Below are 19053 nucleotides of genomic sequence, written 5' to 3' on the forward strand. Positions count from 1 at the left end.
AGATCGAATACTGCCGCTAACCTCATGATCAACACAGCTATAGGTGGGAGAGGGGGCGGGTGTAGCGGAGTTGGGGGGTGCGGGTGGTGCCGATTGTGTCGTCGCGCTTCTGGCCGGTGGGGTGCCAGCCGCCGCGTTCGTAGAAGCGGCGGGCGTGGCCGTTGTCGCGCAGCACCCAGAGGACCGCGCGGTGACAGCCGCGGGCTCGCATGGCGTCCAGCGCGTCGATCATCAGCGCTCGGCCGATACCCCGACCACGCTCGGCCGGTGCCAGGTGGATGGCGTTGAGCAGGCCGGTCGCCGGGTCGCCCTCGTCGTCGGGGCCCAGGTAGCTGAAGCCGGCGAGGGTGCCGTCCCGCTCGGCCACGGTCATCCGGTGGTCGGCCCGCTCCCAGGTCCAACGCAGCACCCAGTACTCACCCATCGCCTCCGGCGTCGGGTCGGCCAGCGCCTCGGGCGGCAGGAACGACGAGTAGGCGGCGACCCGGGAACGCTGGTGGAGCCGGCCCACCGCCATCAGATCGTCGGCGGTCGCGGGACGCAGCGTGACGGTCACTCAGCCGAGGGTACCCGTCGGGGTGGTACCTGAACCGTGGTCAGATCCTCGGCGATCACCAGGTCCCCGTCGAAGTGCCGGCGGGCCTCGTCGGCGAAGCGGGCCGGATCGGCGTACCGCTGGGAGAAGTGGGTGAGCACGAGTCGGCGTACCCCTGACTCGGCCGCCACCCGCGCGGCCTGGCCGGCGGTGAGGTGCCCGACCTCGGCGGCGAGCGCGGCCTCCGACTCCAGGAACGTCGACTCGATGACCAGCAGATCGGCCTGCTCGGCCAGCGCGTACACCCCGTCGCAGAGGCCGGTGTCCATCACGAAGGCGAACCGCTGCCCCGGCCGTGGCGTGCTCACCTCCTCCCGGGTGACGCGACGCCCGTCGAGGTCGAGGTGGCCGGTGCGTTGCAGCTCACCGACCGCTGGCCCGGCGATGCCGTACGCGGCCAGCTTCTCCGGCAGCATCCGGCACCCGTCCGGCTCCAGCAGCCGATAGCCGTACGTCTCGATGGGGTGCCGCAGCCGGCGCGCCTCCAACATCCCGTGGCGCAGCTCGATCCGCTGCCCGTCTGCCTCGATCGACTCCACGGCCAGTTCGGCGGTCTCGTGGAAGGAACTGGCGTGCCGCAGCCGGTCGAAGTAGACGGCACCTCCGGCCGGGAAGTGCACCGCCACCGGATGCGGCACCCGGTCCAGCGACAGGCGCTGGATGGTGCCGGGCAGGCCGAGACAGTGGTCGCCGTGGAAGTGGGTGACGCAGATCCGGGTCAGGTCGGTGGCGGTGACGCCGGTGTGCAGCAGTTGCCGCTGGCTGCCCTCGCCGGGGTCGAAGAGGATCACTTCGTCGTCCCAGCGCAGCACGTACCCGTTGTGGTTGCGGGCCCGGGTGGGTGCCTGGCTCGCCGTGCCGAGCACCACCAGCTCGCGCATGGACACGGCCGCCTCCGGTGCGAATGAAGCGACCCCCGGGGCTTCCGCGCTCAGCGCGGGCCGGCTGGACTGGGCCGGCACCCCGGGGGTCGGGTGGCTGTCGTGGTTTCGCCGCACCGCTGCCACACGGTCTCGACGATTCTTACCGTGCCCGTCCCGAGGGACGAGCTGTCACTGTCGAGGACAGCGGCTAGCGGACAGCCACCTCACGAGTCCGATTGCTATACAAGTCTGGACCACCTCCTTTCCCGTGTACCGCCACGCTATCCAGCCGCCGGCCCACCGGCAACGGATTTCGATCACACTGCCGTCGGCCCCGCTGTCAGGCGCTCTGGGCGATGCCGATCGGGCCCTCGCGGGGGCCGTCCGCGCTGGCCGGCTGCACCGCCAGCGACGGGAAGTCGGCCAGGTCGCCCTCCGGCTCGGCGTCCCATTCGGGGAAAACCAGGTCGCTCTGGAGGTAGAGGCAGATCAACTGGGCCAGGTGGCGCAGCCCCTCCAGGTGGGTGCGCTCGTGGCCGTGGGTGGCGTCGACGCCGAAGCCGAGCAGCGCCACCCGGGCATGCGCCCCCGCCTCCACCGCCGCCGCCACGTCCGAGCGGTAGTAGTCGAAGACGTCCCGGACGAGATCCACGTCGTGTTCCCGGGCGATCGACGCCAGGTTTCGGGTGAGGTGGTAGTCGAACGGCCCCACGCCGTCCCCCATCGCCAGGGTGGCCGAGTGCTCCCGGGACTGCTGCCCGGGGGCGACCACCGCCGCGTCCACCGACACGATCTCGGCCACGTCGGGGTCGAGGCCGTGGGACGCGCCGTGGCCGATCTCCTCGGTCACGGTGACCAGCAGGTGCGCGGTCACGGCCGGCTTCACCCCGGCGTCGACCATCGCCTTCAGGGCGGCGAGCACCGCAGCCACGCCGGCCTTGTCGTCCAGGTGACGGGACTTGACGTACCCGCTGGGGGTGACACTCGGGTTGGGCAGGAACGCCACGAAGTCGCCCGCGTCGATGCCGAGCGCCTGCAGCCCGGCGATGTCCTCGACCGGCTCGTCGACGCGTACCTCCACCTGCTCCCAGCCGAAGCCCTGCAGGTCGACGCCCTCGTTGTAGCGGTGACCGCTGGCCTTGAGCGGCAGCACCTGACCGGTGACCACCCGATCCAGGTCGTCGGTGAAGATCCGTACGTGGGCGCCCTCGGCGAACCGGGCACTGTGCGTACCGATCGGCTTCAGTTCCAGCCGGCCGTTCTCCTTGAGCCGCTTGACCATTCCGCCGATGGTGTCGGTGTGTACCACGATGGCCCGGTCCGCACCGGTCTCGCGGGGTCCGGGCAGGCAGGCGCTCAGCGCGCCCCGGCGGGTAAGCGTCGACGGGATGCCGAGCGCCGACAGGCGCTCGCCCACGTACTGCTGCACATGGTCGGTGCGCCCGGACGGGCTCGGAATGTCGAGCAGCTCGACCAGCACCTGACGGAGATAATCCAGGTCAATGGGGAGCGGAGTGGTCTTGCGTACGGTCATGCCCCAGATGGTGCCGCACCCGCCGGGGTCCACAGCTTCTGCGGTGCCCGAGTCCCGGGAAAGAGCAGATCCACGAAGCGTTCGGCGGTGGGCTGCGGCTCGTGGTTGGCCAGCCCGGGCCGCTCGTTGGCCTCGATGAAGACGTGCTCGGGCCGGTCCGGCGCCGGCACCAGCAGGTCGAGCCCGGTGACCGGGATGTCGATGGCGCGGCTGGCGGCGACGCACGCCTCGGCGATCACCGGGTGCAGCTCTCCGGTCACGTCGTGGATGGTCCCGCCGGTGTGCAGGTTCGCGGTGCGCCGCACCGCCAGCACCTCCCCCTCGGGCAGCACGTCGTGCAGTTGGTGACCGGCCTCGGTGACCACGTCCCGGGTCATGTCGTCCAGCGGGATGCGCGACTCGCCACCGGTGGCGGCGGCCCGGCGCCGACTCTGCCGCTCGATCAGCTCGGCGATGTCGTGCACACCGTCGCCGGTGATCGAGGCGGGCCGGCGTACGGCGGCGGCCACCACCTCGTGATCGATCATGACGACCCGCAGGTCCTCACCGGTGCACAGCTCCTCCAGCAGCACCTCCGGGCAGAACCGGGCGGCCAGCTCGACGGCGGCGGCCAGCGCCTCGGGGGTGCGTACGCCGACGGTGATGCCGTTGCCCTGCTCGCCGCGGGCCGGCTTGACCACCAACTGACCCACCTCGGCCAGGAACTCCGCGTCGGCGGCGTCGCCGGTGGCGGTGCGCCCGCGCGGTACCGACAGACCCGCCTCGGTCAGGATCCGGCGGGTGACCCGCTTGTCGTCGCAACGGCTCATCGCCACCGCCGAGGTCAGCTCGGACAGCGACTCCCGGGTGAGGATGGTCCGGCCGCCGCTGGTCAGCCGCAGCTCGCCCCACTCCGGGTCGGTCACCTCCACCCGGATGCCCCGCCGCATCGCCTCGTCGGCGACGATCCGGGCGTACGGGTTGAGCCCGTCGTAGCCGATCGGCATGGCCGGCAGGAACAACCGCTCGTTGATCGGGTTCTTGCGCTTCACGCAGAGCGTGGCGGTGCGGTAGAAACCGAGCCGCTCGTACAGCCGGATCGCCCCGGCGTTCTCGGCGAGCACCGACAGGTCGACGTACGCGCGGCCCCGGGCGACCAGCCGGCTGGCCAGCTCGGTGATCAGTGCCTGCCCGGTGCCGGGCGGGGCCTGGTTGAAGTCGACGGTCAGGCACCACAGGCTGGCGCCGTTGTCCGGGTCGTCGAAGACCGCCACGTGGTCGATGCCGGTGATGGTGCCGACGATCTCGCCGGTGACCGCCTCGGCCACCAGGTGCAGGAACCGGTCGGTGCCGGCGTTGTCGACAAGCACGTCGACCGGGGCGGTGACCATGCCGTTGGCCGCGTAGATCCGGTTGACCGCGTCGGCGTCCGCGGCGTCGCGCAACCGACGGATGCGTACCCCGGGCAGCTCGTTGCGGCCGTCGAGCGGCGCCGGCGTCTCGGCGCTGCCGGCCTCCTCGGTGGTACCGGCACCGGGACGGGGCCCGCGGCGATCCCCGCCGAGCGGCAACCGGAACGTCAGCGACGGGTCGATGAACAACTCGTCGGGCAGCCGGGAGACCAGCACGTGCGGATCGCGCAGGTAGATGCAGATGTCCCGGGCACCGGCCGCCTCGGAGCGCAGCACGTCGGCGACCGCGGACTGGTCGGCGAAGGTCTGGCCGAAGACCAGCCGCCCCCAACCGCAGTCGACGATGACATCCGCACCGGTGCTCGGGCGTTCGTCGACGGTCGGGTCGCCGCCGCCTGTGGCGATCGGATCACCGCCCGGCCCGACCCGCTCGTACCGTCTGCCCGCGCCGCGGCCCCGGTCTGTCCGGGCAACGCCGGTGGCCAGGGTGTCGGTCACGGTCAGACGATTCCGTGGCTCTGGAGCCACATTTCCAGGAGTCCGAGTTGCCACAGCTTGTTTCCGTTCAACGGGGTCAGTTCGGCGTTGGGCGCGTCGAGCAGGGCGTTGACGTAATCGGTGCGGAACAGGTCGCGGCGACGGGCCTCGGGAGCGGACAGCGCGTCGCGTACCCGGTCGAGGAGCTTGCCCTCCAGGTGTGTCAGGCCCGGCACCGGGAAGTAACCCTTGGGCCGGTCGATGACCTCGTGCGGCAGCACACGACGGCCGATCTCCTTCAGCACACCCTTACCGCCCTGCGCCAGCTTCAGCTCCGGCGGGCAGGCGGCGGCCAGTTCCACGAACTCGTGATCCAGGAACGGCACCCGGGCCTCCAGCCCGTGCGCCATGGTCATGTTGTCGACCCGCTTGACCGGGTCGTCGGTGAGCATGATCTGCGTGTCGATGCGCAGGCCGGCGTCGACCGCGGTCTGCGCGCCCGGCCGCGCCAGGTGCGCGGCGACGAACTCCCGCGCGGGATCGCCGTCGGCGAGCCAGTCGGGGTTGAGCACCCGGGCCAGGCCGGCGCCGTCCCGGTCGAAGAAGGCCCGGGCGTACGTGTCGAGGGCCTGTTCCCGGCCGACCTGGGCCAGCGGTGGGTACCAGTGGTAGCCGCCCAGGATCTCGTCGGCGCCCTGGCCGGACTGCACCACCTTGACGTGCCGGGACACCTCCTGGCTGAGCAGGTAGAAGGCGACGCAGTCGTGGCTGACCATCGGTTCGCTCATGGCCGCGACGGCCGCCTCCAGCGGCGGGACCAGATCCTGTGCGGCGACCCGGATCTGGTGGTGGTCGGTGTCGAAGGTCTTGGCGACCACGTCGGAGTAGCGGAACTCGTCACCCTCCCGGCCACCGACGGCGTCGAAGCCGATGGAGAAGGTGGAGAGCCCGCGCTGCCCCTCCCCGGCCAGCAGAGCCACCACGAGGCTGGAATCCAGGCCACCGGAGAGCAGCACGCCGACCGGCACGTCGGCCACCATCCGCCGGCGTACGGCGGTGGTGAGCGACTCGTGCAGCGCGTCCTGCCACTCCCGCTCGGACCATCCGGCGTGCTCGTCGCGGCGGAGGAACGGCGGGTCCCAGTAGACCCGCTCGTGGCTGCGGCCGTCGGCCTCGTAGACCCGGACGGTGGCCGGGGGCAGCTTGGTGGCCCCGCGCAGGATGGTGCGCGGCGGCGGCACGATGCTGTGGAAGCTCAGGTAGTGGCCCAGCGCGACCGGGTCGATGGTGGTGTCCACCCCGCCGCCGGCCAGCAGCGCCGGCAGGGTGCTGGCGAAGCGCACCACGCCCGGGGACTCGGCGAGGTAGAGCGGTTTGATGCCGAGCCGGTCCCGGGCCAGCACCAGGCGGCCGGTGTCCCGTTCGCTGATCGCCACGGCGAACATGCCGATCAGGTGGTCGACGAAGTCCAGCCCCCACTCGGCGTACGCCTTGACGACGACCTCGCTGTCCCCGGTGGAGAAGAAGTGGTGGCCCTTGGCCTGCAGTTCGGCGCGCAACTCGCGGTAGTTGTAAATGCAGCCGTTGAAGACGCCGGTGAGGCCGGCGGCGGAGTCGACGATCGGCTGGCCGCTGGCCGCCGACAGGTCGATGATCTTCAGGCGACGGTGGCCGAGGGCGACCGACCCCTGTGACCACACTCCGCTGCCGTCAGGCCCCCGATCGCACATGGTGGCGGCCATCCGTTCCACCGCTGCGACGTCGGCACGCGTCGCGTCCCGTCGGAACTCCCCAGCCAGTCCGCACATGTGAGCCCATGCTGCCAGAGGATGTTGCGATTAGCCTGTTGAGACCATGACGGTCGTGTAACAGCATTGCTAGAATCCGCGCCCCGCGATCAAGAAATTGTCATTCGGGGTCGAGCGGCGTGCTGTTTCGTGCCCGCCTCGTAGCCCTTGTGGCGTTTGTGAAGCAGCGTTGAGTGTGACGAATGCCGCAATACGTGCCGCATCGGTTCGATCACAGGCTGGCCGTCCCACGCACACACGGCGGCCGGCCCGCCGAAATCGGCGGGCCGGCCGGCAAAGCGTGCTTGCCTGTGTTGTCGTTCAGCCTGCGGTACGCGCCACGCCGACCGGGCAGCTCAGCCCGTTCGGCCCGTGGTTGCAGTAGCCGTTCGGGTTCTTTGTCGGTGCGAGGTACTGCTGGTGATAGTCCTCGGCCAGGTAGTAGTCGCCGAGGCGGGTGATCTCCGTGGTGATCTCGCCCTTGCCGGCGCGGGCCACGATCGGCGCGAACGCCTCCCGCGACGCCTCGGCGATCGCCAGTTGCTCGTCAGTGCTGGCGTAGATCGCGGATCGGTACTGGGTGCCCACGTCGTTGCCCTGGCGCATGCCCTGGGTCGGGTCGTGGTTCTCCCAGAAGACCTTGAGCAGATCCTCGTAGCTGATCTTCGTAGGGTCGTACACCACCTCGACCACCTCGGCGTGCCCGGTCATCCCGGAGCAGACCTCCTCGTAGGTCGGGTTGGGGCTGTAACCACCCGCGTAACCCGCGGAGGTGGTGAAGACCCCGGGCAGGGTCCAGAACAGGCGCTCGGCTCCCCAGAAACAGCCCATACCGAACACGGCGACCTGGTAGCCCTCGGGGAACGGGCCCTTCAGCGGGGTCCCGAGCACCTCGTGCCGGTCGGCCACCGGCATCGCGATGGGACGGCCGGGCAGGGCCCGGTCGGGTGAGATCATCTCGGCCTTCATGCGGCGGAGGAACACGTTGGGACTCCTTTCGTACCCTTCCCCGCGTGCAACACCGGCGGACCCCGCTTCCTTACCCGCCCCGCCGCCGCTCAGGCCGGCTCACCCCGGCAGGGCCGTGTGGATCCGTTCGGCGTAGGACGTGGCCTCGGCGTCGTCGGCGTAACGGGTACGCGGCCAGAAGAAGCCACGTAGTCCGTCGCCCTTCGTCCTGGGCACCACATGGGTGTGCAGGTGCGGCACCGACTGGGACACCCTGTTGTTCATCGCCACGAACGTGCCGCCGGCCCCCAGACCGGACTCGACAGCCACCGCGATCCGGCGCACCAACCCGAAGTAGCCGGCGAGAGATGTCGGCGGCAGGTCGGCGAGGGTGACCAGATGGGTACGGGGCACCACCAGCACATGGCCCTTGAACACCGGCCGGGTGTCCAGGAACGTCACCCCGTCCGGCTCGTCGGTCACCCGGAACGCCGGCACCTCACCAGCCACGATCCCGCAGAACACGCACCCCGCCACCCGGCCAGATTAAGCCGGCGCGGGTGCCGCCGCCGTCCGCGCCGCTCCGCCCGTTCATGTGCGCCGAGGGCGTACCCGCCAGCTAGGACGAGCCCGAGATCGTCGCCGGCAGTGAAGCCGACCCGCAGCAACCGAAGGTGTAGGTCATCCACGCTCAGGAAACGAGTTCGGGAAGCTGACGTTCCCAGATCGCGACCAGGCGCCGTGACGTGAGCCGCCTGATGCGGGGCCAGTCGTGGCGGAGCAGCGTCGCGTTGACGTAGCGGACGATGTCGTCCCGCTGGCCGCAGTCCAGCAGTGTCCGGTACAGAGTCAGTCGTTGCCGCGGGTCGGAAATCTCGAACTCGCTGAGGCCCGACCAGGCCAGCCGCAGGGGCAGCACGACGTGGCCGCAGTCCGGCCCGGTGAGCTGCTCCAGTGACGTCGGGATGCGGTCCGCCGCGCCGGCCAGGCGAGACGGCAGCGTTTCCGTCGGGCTCATCGGCCACTTATGACCCAGCCCGCCGCCAGGGTGGGTTTCCTCCGGTGGGACGGGCAGGGCGACTAACGTCTGCGGGATGACCCACGGCTTCGAGACGCTCGCCATCCACGCCGGCCAGGACCCCGAGGCCCGCACCGGCGCGGTGATCCCACCGATCTACCAGACCAGCACGTACGCCCAGGACGCCGTCGGCGCGCCGCGGCTCGGCTACGAGTACAGCCGCTCCGGCAACCCCACCCGGGATGCGCTCCAGGAGTGCCTGGCCGCGCTGGAGGCGGGCCAGGTCGGCCTGGCCTTCGCCAGCGGCCTCGCCGCCGAGGACACGCTGCTGCGTACCGTCTGCGGACCGGGTGACCACGTGGTGATCCCCGACGACGCCTACGGCGGCACGTACCGACTCTTCGCCAAGGTCGCCGAGCGGTGGGGGTTGGCGTACACCCCGGCCAAGGTCTCCGACACCGACGCCGTGCGGGCCGCGATCCGGCCCGGTGTCACGAAGGTGGTCTGGGTGGAGACCCCGACCAACCCGCTGCTCGGCATCGCCGACATCGCCACCCTCGCCGCCGTGGCGCACGACGCCGGGGCGCTGCTGGTGGTCGACAACACGTTCGCCTCGCCGTACCTGCAACAGCCGATCACCCTCGGCGCGGACGTGGTGGTGCACTCGACCACCAAGTACGTCGGTGGGCACTCCGACGTGGTCGGCGGTGCGCTGGTGGCGGCCGACGCCGACCTCGGCGAGCAGTTGCGCTACCACCAGAACGCGATGGGCGCGGTCAACGGCCCGTTCGACGCCTGGCTGACCCTGCGCGGCATCAAGACGCTCGGGGTACGCATGGACCGGCACTGCGACAACGCCGAACGGATCGTCGCGTACCTGGACGGGCACGCCAAGGTCGGTCAGGTGCTCTACCCGGGGCTGCCGACGCACCCCGGGCACGAGGTGGCGGCCAAGCAGATGCGCCGGTTCGGCGGCATGATCTCCTTCCGCGCCGCCGGGGGCGAGGAGCACGCCGTCGAGATCTGCAACCGGGCCCGACTCTTCGTGCTCGCCGAGTCCCTCGGCGGGGTGGAATCCCTGATCGAGCACCCGGGTCGGATGACACACGCGAGTGCTGCCGGCTCGCCGCTTGAAGTTCCCTCCGATCTCGTGCGACTGTCTGTCGGCATCGAGACGGTCGAAGACCTGCTCGCCGATCTGGAGCAGGCGCTGGGCTGACCGCTGGCTTGGGAGGGTGGCCGTGCAGGACATCATGCCGACCTGGGTCGGGGCGACCGCCAAACAGATCGCCCGGGGCGTACGCCGGGGCGACGTCTCCGCCACCCAGGTGCTTGCCGACCACCTCGACCACGTCGCCAAGGCCGACGTCGACCTCGCCGCGTTCCGCGCGGTACGCGGCGGGGAGGCGGTCACCGAGGCGGAGAAGGTCGACGAGCAGGAGGACCTGGCGAACCTGCCGCTGGCCGGGGTGCCGGTGGCGGTCAAGGAGAACACCCCGGTGGCCGGGGTGCCCACCTGGAACGGCTCCGCCGCCGTCCGTACCGGCGTGGCGGAGGCCGACCACGAGGTGGTCCGCCGGCTGCGCGGAGCCGGTGCGGTGATCCTCGGCGTCACCCGGATGCCCGAGCTGGGCCTGTGGGGCATCACCGACGACGAGACCGCGGTCACCCGCAACCCGTGGGACCTGTCCCGGACTCCCGGTGGTTCCTCAGGTGGTGCGGCCGCGGCGGTGGCCGCCGGCCTGGTACCGATCGCCCACGGCAACGACGGACTCGGCTCGATCCGCATTCCCGCCGCCTGCTGCGGGCTGGTCGGCCTGAAACCCGGTCGCGGCGTGGTGCCCTGTCAGCTCGGCGCGGAGGACTGGTTCGGCCTGGTCGAGCACGGCATGCTCAGCACCACCGTCGCCGACGCGGCGGTCGGCTTCCAGGTGCTCGCCGGTCGGGCCCAGAGCAAACTCGTTCCGCCGCAGCGGCTGCGGGTCGGCGTGTCGCTGCGGTCGCCCGTGCGGGGCGTCTCGCCCGACGCGCCGAACCGGGACGCGGTCGCCGCCGCCGGTCGGCTCCTCGCCGGTGCCGGGCACGACACGGTGCCGGCCGACCCGGTGTACCCGACCGCGTTGGGACTGAAGGGCATCGCCACCTGGTTCGCCGCCGCTGCGGCGGACGTGCGCGCCGCCGGGGTCGACCGGCGTGCCCTGCAACGCCGCAGCCGCCGACACGTCGCCCTCGGCGAGTGGGCGTGGCGGCGCGGGTACGTCCGGGAGGCCGACCGGCTGGCCTGGCGCGAACGGTCGATCGGTTTCTTCACCGACCACTCGGTGGACCTGCTGCTCACCCCGGCGCTGGCCAGCGCGCCGCCGCCGGCGACCAGCTGGTCGACCCGTTCCTGGCAGGCCAACATGCTGGCCAGCATCCGGTACGCCCCGTACGCCGCGCCGTGGAACATCGCCGGCCTGCCCGCCCTGGTGGTGCCGGTGGGCCGCCGCCCGGACGGGCTGCCGCTCGCCGTGCAACTGGTCGGGCCACCCGGCTCGGAACTGCTGCTGCTCGGCGTCGCCGGTCAGTTCGAGATGGCCAGCCCGTGGCCTCGGCACGCTCCCGGTTACCCGCGCGTCGGAACGGGGTCGCCCGCCAACGCGTGATCATCTACGCTCCCGGTGCCATCACACGGGAGGGCCGACGACCATGCGCTGCCACACCTGCGACACCGAAAACGACGTACGCACCAGGGAGTGCCCGACCTGCCGCACGCCGGTCGGTTCGCCGGCCCTGTACCCGGGTGCCCGGGTTCGCCCGGTCCGGGGTGTCGGTCGGGCCGCGTCGGTCGCCGTGGCCGCGACCACCGTGTTCCTGCTGCTGACGGTGGCGGTGCAGCCGATCAACGCGGTGCTCGCCGGGCGGGCGGCCGACTCCCGTGACACCGAGACGTTCCTGCTCACTGCAGGCGTGCTGGAACTGTCGGCGGCGTTGCTCTACCAGGTCGCATTCCTGGTCGCGATCGTGCTCGTGATCGTCTGGACCTGGCGGGCCCGGACGAACCTGGACGCCTTCCCGGGCGCCGGGCCCACCAACTCCGACGGGTGGGCGATCGCCGGGTGGCTGGTGCCGTTCGTCAACTTCGTGATGCCGCACCGGGTGGTGGGCAACATCGCCCGGGAGAGTCTCTGGCGGCTCAGTACTCCTCCACTGGTACATCTGTGGTGGGGGAGCTGGCTGGTGTTCCTCTTCTCGGAGCGGATGTTCACGCGCTCCTCCGCCGCCGAGTACGAGGCGTTGCCGTACCCGCAGACCTCGTCCGATTTTCAGGCGTACGCCGACCACTACCTGACCGCAACCGGCGAGTACCTGGTGCCGGCGGTGTTCTGCACGGTGGCGGGAGGTTCGTTGATCGTCCTGATCCAGAGCATCTCCGCCGCCCAGACCGCCCGAATCGTACGGTCGATGCCCGCCGGCCCGATCCTGCCCGGCATGACCATGGCGGCACCGGCGGGGACGTCAGGCAACGTCGGTGGTCTGCCGCCGCACGGGTCGTCGGAGCAGGCCGACGCGCCGTCACCGGCCGCGTCGAGCCCGGCGCCGGCCGTCTCGGCACCGGTACCGTCGGCCGGTCCGCTGCCGGCTGTTCCGGGTCAGGCGGCGCCGACGCCGGACGGGGCGGGTGGCACGATCTAGGCATGACGGAACTGGTCAGCCTGGACGAGGTGCGCGCGGCGCGGGAACTGCTCGACGGGGTCGTCCGTACCACTCCGCTGGAGCCGTCCCGTCCGCTCAGCGCCGCGCTCGGCGGGCCGGTCTGGCTCAAGTGCGAGAACCTTCAGCGGGCGGGGTCGTACAAGGTACGCGGAGCGTACGTGCGGATCTCGCGGTTGTCGGCGCAGGAGCGTGCCCGGGGCGTGGTCGCGGCCAGCGCCGGTAACCACGCGCAGGGCGTGGCGCTCGCTGCCGGCCTGGTCGGCACCCACGCCACCGTCTTCATGCCGGTCAACGCGCCCCTGCCGAAGGTGGCGGCCACGAAGGGGTACGGCGCGCAGGTCGAGCTGGTCGGTGCCACGGTCGACGAGTCGCTGATCGCGGCGCAGACGTTCGCGGAGCGCACCGGGGCGGTGCTGATCCATCCGTTCGACCACCGGGACGTGATCGCCGGGCAGGGCACGGTGGCGCTGGAGATCCTGGAGCAGTGCCCGGAGGTCACGACGATCGTCACCGGTGTCGGCGGGGGAGGACTGATCTCCGGGCTGGCGGTGGCCGCCAAGGCGCTCCGGCCGGACGTTCGGGTGATCGGGGTGCAGGCGGCCGGCGCGGCGGCCTTCCCGCCGTCACTTGTCGCGGGCGAGCCGGTCCGGCTGCCGGCCTTCACCACCATCGCGGACGGCATCGCCGTCGGTCGGCCGGGCGACGTCACCTTCAGCCACGTCCGCAAGCTGGTCGACGACATGGTCACGGTCTCCGAGGAGGACATTTCCCGGGCGCTGCTCATGCTGCTCGAACGCGGCAAGCAGGTGGTGGAGCCGGCCGGGGCGGTCGGCGTGGCCGCCCTGCTGGCCGGCGCTGTCGAGGTGACCCCGCCAGCGGTGGTGGTGCTCTCCGGTGGCAACATCGACCCGCTGCTGATGTTGCGCGTGATCGAGCACGGACTGGCGGCGGCGGGGCGCTACCTGCGGGTGACGGTGCGCTGCTCGGACCGGCCGGGGCAGTTGGCCTCGCTGTTGAGCGAGATCGCCGAGCACCGGGCGAACGTGGTGGACGTGGTGCACCAGCGGGCCCACCCGCACCTGCGCCTCGGCGAGGTCGAGGTGGCGCTGTCGGTGGAGACCCGTGGTGTCGAACACTCCGACATGCTGATCAGCGCCCTGCGGGCCAGCGGCTACCAGGTGACGATCGCACCAGAGGCGTGACGCCGCAGCGTCACGCCTCTGGTGCGAACAGACTTGCCGGCTCGGGTGGCGAAATGACCCTCGATCGGATTGCCGGCCCGGGTGACGGAATGGCGGTCGATCGGATCGCCGGCCCGCCCGGCGGGCGACGTCAGCCGGAGAACGGCTCGAAGCTGACCACGGTCACCTTGATGTCGGCGCCGCTCGGAGCGGTGTAGGTGCAGGCCTGGCCTGCCTTGCCGCCCAGGATCGCCTGGCCGAGGGCCGACTCGGGGCTGTAGACCGTCAAATCCGTGGTCGAGGCGATCTCACGCGAGCCGAGCAGGAACGTCTCTGTGTCGTCGGCGTCGTCGTCGAAGTAGATCGTCACGACCATCCCGGGCGCCACGGCGTCGACGGTCGGCGCCTCGCCGACCTGGGCCGTGCGGAGCAGCTCCTTCAAGTAGAGGATGCGCCCCTCGGCCTTGCCCTGCTCCTCGCGGGCGGCGTGGTAGCCGCCGTTCTCGCGCAGGTCGCCTTCCTCACGCCGGGCGTTGATCTCGGCGGCGATGACCGGCCGGTTGGCGATCAACTCGTCGAGCTCGCCCTTCAGACGGTCGTACGCGTCCTGGGACAGCCAGGTGGCGGGCGCCTCGTTGCCATTGGACACAGGCGGTCCTCCTCCGTTGTGCGTGCTGGCTGACAGGTGAACCTCCAAGTTACCAGTGCCCTACGACAAGGAGTGTCGGCGATCACGCCGGCTGAGCCGACGGGCGGTCCGCGCCGGATGCCGGGTTCGTCGACCGGGCAGTCGGCGGTCGGATGTCGGAGCCGCCGACGATCTCGGTGATCCGCTCCAGCACCAGCCTGCCCGCTGCGGGGAACGGACGCTCCGCGCCTCAGGCGGGCGGTCGGCAGCGGACGACCTCACCGATGAACGGCCGCGCCGTGGTGGCGAGGAGGTGCCGGACGGTGACGTGACGCTGCCCGGCGGCGGCGGTCACCGGCACCTCCTCACGGGCCACCTCGGCGCCGGCGTGGTCCCGGGCGCGCAGCACGCACACCGCTGCGCCGCCATCCGGCAGGTTGACCCGGAAGTCGACCACCACCTGGTTGTCCGTGATGTCGCCATAGCTGATCACCTGGGCGTCGTAGGCCGGATCGCCGTACTGCCGGTAGAGCCGGACCGAGACGACGGTGAGCGTCGCGACCACGAGGATGGCCAGCAGCGCGGCCAGCACCGGGCGGCGGCGCCGGGGCGCGCGACGGTGGCCGTACCGACCGGGCGGGAAGACCGGCGCGTTCGGTCCAAGTGTGGCGTGCGTCTCGGTCACCGTCGGGTATCTCCCTGGCGTTGTTGTCAGCGGTATCGGCAAGAATGGCAGAGTCCGCCATTCCTGTTCGACTCGGTCGCCAGATCTGGCTCAGCGTCGCGTACGGCTGGGGTCAAATATGACAGGCCGGCGCGGTCCGGTGCCGCTACGGGGAGGAATTCGGCAGGTCAACGGGGGCCCGGGGTGGGTCGCCGGTGGGCAGAGACGAGGAGCGCCGACCTTGGCAGAGCAACTTCGACTCATGGCCGTTCACGCGCACCCCGACGACGAGTCGAGCAAGGGCGCCGCGACGATGGCGAAGTACGTCGCCGAGGGGGTGGACGTACTGGTCGTGACGTGTACGGGCGGTGAGCGGGGCAGCGTGCTCAACCCCAAGCTGGACCGGCCCGACATCTGGGCGAACATCGCCGAGATCCGTCGCGCCGAGATGGACGCGGCGCGAGCCATTCTCGGCATCGAGCAGGCGTGGCTGGGTTTCGTCGACTCCGGCCTGCCCGAGGGCGACCCGCTGCCGCCGCTGCCCGAGGGCTGCTTCGCCCTCCAGGACGTGGACGTGGCCGCCGGTCCGCTGGTGCGGCTGATGCGCGAGTTCCGTCCGCACGTGGTCACCACGTACGACGAGGAGGGTGGTTACCCGCACCCGGACCACATCATGTGTCACAAGATCAGCGTGGCGGCCTTCGACGCGGCCGGCGACGCCGAGCGCTACCCGGAGCTGGGTGCGCCGTGGCAGCCGCTCAAGCTCTACTACGACATCGGCTTCTCCAAGGGCAAGATCCTGGCGTTGCACGAGGCCGTCCTCGCCAGCGGCGTCGAGTCGCCGTACGCGGAGTGGCTGACCCGCTGGGAGGACCGGCCGGACAAGGGGCCCCGGATCACCACCCGGGTTCCGTGCGCCGAGTACTTCCCGGTCCGTGACGACGCGCTGCGGGCGCACGCCACCCAGGTGGATCCGGACGGCTTCTGGTTCCAGGTGCCGATGGAGCTGCAGCAGCGTGCCTGGCCGACGGAGGATTTCGAGTTGGTCCGGTCGTCGGTCGACAGTCCCATGCCGGAGTCCGACCTGTTCGCCGGCGTACGGGGGACGGCTCATGCCCGCTGAGCGGGCGGCGGGCTACCCTGGTCGCACACCGCGAACCGGAGGAATCCCATGCTGACCGCTGCCCAGGTGCTCGCCCAGAACAACTTCGGTGACACCCGCACGGGTGGGCTGGCCGGGCCGATGGGCCTGTTCCTCATCCTCGTCCTCGGTGCCGCCACCGTGCTGTTGATCCGGAACATGAACGCCCGGCTGCACCGGCTTCCGGACCGGTTCCCCGATGAGGGGCCGACAGCACCCGGTACGGAGTCGATGGACCGTTCGGTCGGTGATCCGACAGGTGGGACCGTGACGGAGGATTCATCCACGGATGCTCCCAACGGGCACCAGCAGCGCCGCGACGGCTGATCGGAGCATGATTCACGTCGAACCGGATGGTCGACCCCTGTTGCGACCATCGGGTTTGGCTTAGCCTTCCGCCGGGGGGACCAGAAGTCCTCAAGCTGCGCGGGAGGGGGCGCCGATGACCACCGCAGTCATGTCCGCCCGCCGCGTGGCCTTTTTCAGGTCGGCGGGAGGGGGTCGGTGACCTCCGGCAGGGCCGGTCAACCGCTCGACCGGCCCACGGCCCGTGGTACGCCGATGGGGCTGCACCTGCTCACCGCCGCCGTCGTGGCCACCGCGCTGGTTGCCGCGGTGGTGGGGCTGAGCCTGCCGGTGGGGCTGCCGGCCGACGACCCGCTTGGCGGGCCGGCCCGCTTCGGCTTCGCGGTCGCCCTCTTCGCCCTGTCCCAGCTGGCTCGGCTCCGGTTCCGCGCCGCGGCCGGCGTGGTAAGTGTCACCTGGGCCGAAGCCGCACTGATCATCTGCCTCTACCTCGTACCACCCGGCTGGCTGCCGGGGGCCGCGCTGCTCGGCGTCACGCTCGCCTGGACGGCGCTCTCGGTGGTGGACGACGGCCGCACCACCTGGGACGTGATCCGCGTCGCGGGCGCGCACACCGCCGCCACCGCGCTGGCGGTGGCGGTCACCACCGCCCTGGGGCAGCCGACGCTGGCCGTTCCGACCCCGTCACTCACGCTCGCGATGGCCGCCGGCGCCGTCGCCTACCTACTGGCCAGCGCCTGGCTGGGTGGGGTGATGCTGGCGCTGCGGCACGGTATGCCGATCGGGCGCCCGTTGCTCGCCGCGCTGCGCGGCAAGCTGCTGATGTTCGTCGGCAACGTGGTGGTCGGCCTGTTGGTGGTGGTGCTGATCGAGATCGACCCACGCTGGCTTTTGTTGCTGCCAGCTCCGCTGTGGCTGCTGCAGCAGACCTATCGACAGCGACTGCTCCAGGACCGCGACCGGCGTACCTGGCGGTCGTTCGCCGAGGCCACGAAGACGCTCAACCAACTCGACGAGCGGGGTGTGGCCACGGCCGGTGTCACCGGGGCGCTGGCGCTGTTCGAGGCGGAACTGGTCGACGTGGAGGTGGCCCGGGGCGACGGACGGTGGCGCCGCTACCGGGGTGACCCGGGCGGTCAGGTGGTCGACCGGGAGATCGCCCCGCCAGGCGGCGACGAACCCGAGCCGGGGGAACTGGTCCGCGACCTGTCGGTCGGCGAGACCCGGGTGGGCCGCTTGCGCGTGCGATTCCCCCGCACGGCGCCGGCCACCGGTCGGGAACGCGACGCCCACGAGGCCTTCGCCGACACCCTCGCCGCGGCACTGCACGATGCCGCCACCCACCGGGAACTGCGCCTGGTCACGGCTCGCTCGTCGTACGAGGCGGTGCACGATCCGTTGACCGGCCTGGCCAACCGGGCGGCGATGCTCGGCAAGGGCGACCAGGCGTTGCGGCAGTTGTCCCATGATCATCCGGTCGCCCTGCTGCTGCTGGACATCGACCAGTTCAAGGAGGTCAACGACACTCTCGGGCACGCCGCCGGTGACCAGCTGCTGCGGTTGACCGCGAACCGGCTGGGTGCCCTGGCCCGCTCGGGCGATCTGCTGGCCCGGCTCGGCGGCGACGAGTTCGCCCTGCTGCTGAGCTCGGTCCCGGTGGTCGGCGACCGCGCGGCACCGATGGCGTACGCGCTGCGTCAGGCCCGGGACATCGCCGAGCGGCTGGCCGCGCCCACCGAGGTGGCCGGGGTGCGGATGTCCGTCGAGGTCTCCGTCGGGGTGGTGGTGGCCCCGGCCGGCACCGCCGACCTGACCGAGCTGCTGCGCCGCGCCGACATCGCGATGTACCAGGCCAAGTCGGGTGGCGTCAGCGTGGCCGCGTACGACACCTCGCGTGACGCGGCCAGCACCGACCAGCTCGCCCTGCTCGCGGAGCTGCGGGAGGCGTTGCAGGCCGACGACCAGTTGGTGCTCGTGTTGCAGCCGGCCGTGGACCTGGTCACCGGGGCACCGACCGGCGTGGAGGCGTTGATTCGGTGGCGGCACCCGAGGCGGGGCTGGTTGGGGCCCGCGGACTTCATCCGGCCGGTGGAGAACAGCGAGCAGCTCGGCGCCTTCACCCGCTACGTGCTCGACAAGGCGCTCGCCGTGGCTGCCGACTGGGCCCGGGAGGGCCTGGACGTACCCATCTCGGTCAACCTGTCCGCGCGTAGCCTGCTGAATCCGAGATTGCCGGCGGAGATCGCCGAGGCGCTGCGTCGGCACCAGCTGCCGGCGGACCGGCTGGTCCTGGAGATCACCGAAACGGTGGTGATGAGCGAGCTGGAGGTCATCGACCAGGTGCTCACCACGTTGCGGTCGATGGGTGTGCAGCTCGCGGTGGACGACTTCGGCACCGGCTTCTCGTCGCTGGCGTTCCTCACCCGGGTCGCGGTGGACGAGCTGAAGGTGGACCGCTCCTTCGTGCTTCAGATGGCGGATTCACCGCAGGCGGCGGCCATCGTGCGCAGCACCGTCGGGTTGGCCCATCAGTTGGGCCTGCGGGTGGTGGCCGAGGGGGTGGAGACGGCCGCGCAGCGTTCCGCGCTGGTCGAGCTGGGCTGCACCGCCGCCCAGGGCTACCACTTCTTCAAGCCGATGCCGGCCGACAAGATCGCCGCCGTCCTCAACTCCCTCGCCGCCCAACCCCCCACCAACGTCCTCCCCCTTCGCGCCGACGGCGCCTCCTGACCCTCCCGTTCTCGTGTTGACCAAGAAGTTCTGGTCGGCGGGGGGCCCGGCACCGACGCAAACTTCTTGATCAACACCGGTGGGGTGGGTGTGG

General features: G+C 71.3%; 17 protein-coding genes. 7 read left to right on the forward strand and 10 right to left on the reverse strand.

Annotated elements, in window-relative coordinates; all coding sequences use genetic code 11:
- Positions 1-37: 37 nt before the first annotated feature.
- The 8 genes from AB0J93_RS14045 to AB0J93_RS14080 all read right to left on the reverse strand — a co-directional run bounded on the left by AB0J93_RS14045 (position 38) and on the right by AB0J93_RS14080 (position 8613).
- Positions 38-556 (reverse strand): GNAT family N-acetyltransferase, encoded by a 519-nt coding sequence (locus AB0J93_RS14045; protein ID WP_363921675.1) that lies wholly within the window; start codon positions 554-556, stop codon positions 38-40.
- Positions 553-1482 carry a ribonuclease Z gene (locus AB0J93_RS14050; protein ID WP_363921677.1) on the reverse strand — a complete coding sequence of 310 codons (930 nt, stop codon included), beginning with the start codon at positions 1480-1482 and terminating at the stop codon, positions 553-555. Before AB0J93_RS14050 ends, AB0J93_RS14045 begins: the two co-directional genes overlap by 4 nt.
- Before the next feature lie 316 nt (positions 1483-1798).
- Complete coding sequence (locus tag AB0J93_RS14055) at positions 1799-2992, reverse strand: osmoprotectant NAGGN system M42 family peptidase (RefSeq protein ID WP_363921679.1); 1194 nt, start codon at positions 2990-2992, stop codon at positions 1799-1801.
- Positions 2989-4881, reverse strand: coding sequence for an N-acetylglutaminylglutamine synthetase (gene ngg / locus AB0J93_RS14060; RefSeq protein WP_363921681.1), 1893 nt, complete (start codon positions 4879-4881; stop codon positions 2989-2991). Before ngg ends, AB0J93_RS14055 begins: the two co-directional genes overlap by 4 nt.
- 2 nt (positions 4882-4883) lie before the next feature.
- Complete coding sequence (locus AB0J93_RS14065) at positions 4884-6668, reverse strand: N-acetylglutaminylglutamine amidotransferase (RefSeq protein ID WP_363921683.1); 1785 nt, start codon at positions 6666-6668, stop codon at positions 4884-4886.
- A 300-nt stretch (positions 6669-6968) separates the two neighbouring features.
- A complete protein-coding gene (msrA, locus tag AB0J93_RS14070) occupies positions 6969-7631 on the reverse strand; it encodes a peptide-methionine (S)-S-oxide reductase MsrA (RefSeq protein ID WP_093406412.1) in 663 nt (220 codons plus the stop codon).
- Positions 7632-7715: 84 nt separating this feature from the next.
- The gene (locus tag AB0J93_RS14075) at positions 7716-8132 is read right to left on the reverse strand and encodes an HIT family protein (protein WP_363921685.1); all 417 of its coding nucleotides are present in this window, start codon (positions 8130-8132) and stop codon (positions 7716-7718) included.
- Between the two features lie 154 nt (positions 8133-8286).
- A complete protein-coding gene (locus tag AB0J93_RS14080; RefSeq protein ID WP_363921687.1) occupies positions 8287-8613 on the reverse strand; it encodes a hypothetical protein in 327 nt (108 codons plus the stop codon).
- Positions 8614-8689: 76 nt separating this feature from the next.
- Here AB0J93_RS14080 and AB0J93_RS14085 point away from each other — a divergent pair, with 76 nt between their 5' ends.
- The 4 genes from AB0J93_RS14085 (at position 8690) to ilvA (ending at position 13511) form a co-directional block, all read left to right on the forward strand.
- Positions 8690-9832 carry a cystathionine gamma-synthase gene (locus AB0J93_RS14085; RefSeq protein ID WP_363921689.1) on the forward strand — a complete coding sequence of 381 codons (1143 nt, stop codon included), beginning with the start codon at positions 8690-8692 and terminating at the stop codon, positions 9830-9832.
- Positions 9833-9848: 16 nt separating this feature from the next.
- On the forward strand, positions 9849-11258 hold the full coding sequence (locus tag AB0J93_RS14090) for an amidase family protein (protein ID WP_363921691.1): 1410 nt from the start codon (positions 9849-9851) through the stop codon (positions 11256-11258).
- A 187-nt stretch (positions 11259-11445) separates the two neighbouring features.
- Positions 11446-12288 (forward strand): DUF4328 domain-containing protein, encoded by an 843-nt coding sequence (locus tag AB0J93_RS14095; protein WP_363921693.1) that lies wholly within the window; start codon positions 11446-11448, stop codon positions 12286-12288.
- Between the two features lie 2 nt (positions 12289-12290).
- Complete coding sequence (gene ilvA, locus AB0J93_RS14100) at positions 12291-13511, forward strand: threonine ammonia-lyase (protein WP_363921695.1); 1221 nt, start codon at positions 12291-12293, stop codon at positions 13509-13511.
- Between the two features lie 130 nt (positions 13512-13641).
- Here ilvA and greA read toward each other — a convergent pair whose 3' ends face one another.
- Both greA and AB0J93_RS14110 read right to left on the reverse strand, forming a co-directional pair.
- A complete protein-coding gene (gene greA / locus AB0J93_RS14105) occupies positions 13642-14139 on the reverse strand; it encodes a transcription elongation factor GreA (RefSeq protein WP_164446063.1) in 498 nt (165 codons plus the stop codon).
- Between the two features lie 229 nt (positions 14140-14368).
- Positions 14369-14803, reverse strand: coding sequence for a DUF4307 domain-containing protein (locus AB0J93_RS14110; RefSeq protein ID WP_363921697.1), 435 nt, complete (start codon positions 14801-14803; stop codon positions 14369-14371).
- 220 nt (positions 14804-15023) lie between these two features.
- Here AB0J93_RS14110 and mca point away from each other — a divergent pair, with 220 nt between their 5' ends.
- The 3 genes from mca to AB0J93_RS14125 all read left to right on the forward strand — a co-directional run bounded on the left by mca (position 15024) and on the right by AB0J93_RS14125 (position 18959).
- Entirely contained in the window at positions 15024-15905 is an 882-nt protein-coding gene (mca, locus tag AB0J93_RS14115; RefSeq protein WP_363921699.1) for a mycothiol conjugate amidase Mca, read from the forward strand.
- Between the two features lie 48 nt (positions 15906-15953).
- Positions 15954-16250, forward strand: a complete 297-nt coding sequence (locus AB0J93_RS14120; protein ID WP_363921701.1) for a hypothetical protein — start codon at positions 15954-15956, stop codon at positions 16248-16250.
- A 234-nt stretch (positions 16251-16484) separates the two neighbouring features.
- Positions 16485-18959, forward strand: a complete 2475-nt coding sequence (locus tag AB0J93_RS14125; protein WP_363922047.1) for a bifunctional diguanylate cyclase/phosphodiesterase — start codon at positions 16485-16487, stop codon at positions 18957-18959.
- The last annotated feature ends 94 nt before the right edge of the window (positions 18960-19053 follow it).

It is taken from the genome of Micromonospora sp. NPDC049374 (genome assembly GCF_040677165.1).
In the GTDB taxonomy this organism is placed as follows: Bacteria; Actinomycetota; Actinomycetes; order Mycobacteriales; family Micromonosporaceae; genus Micromonospora.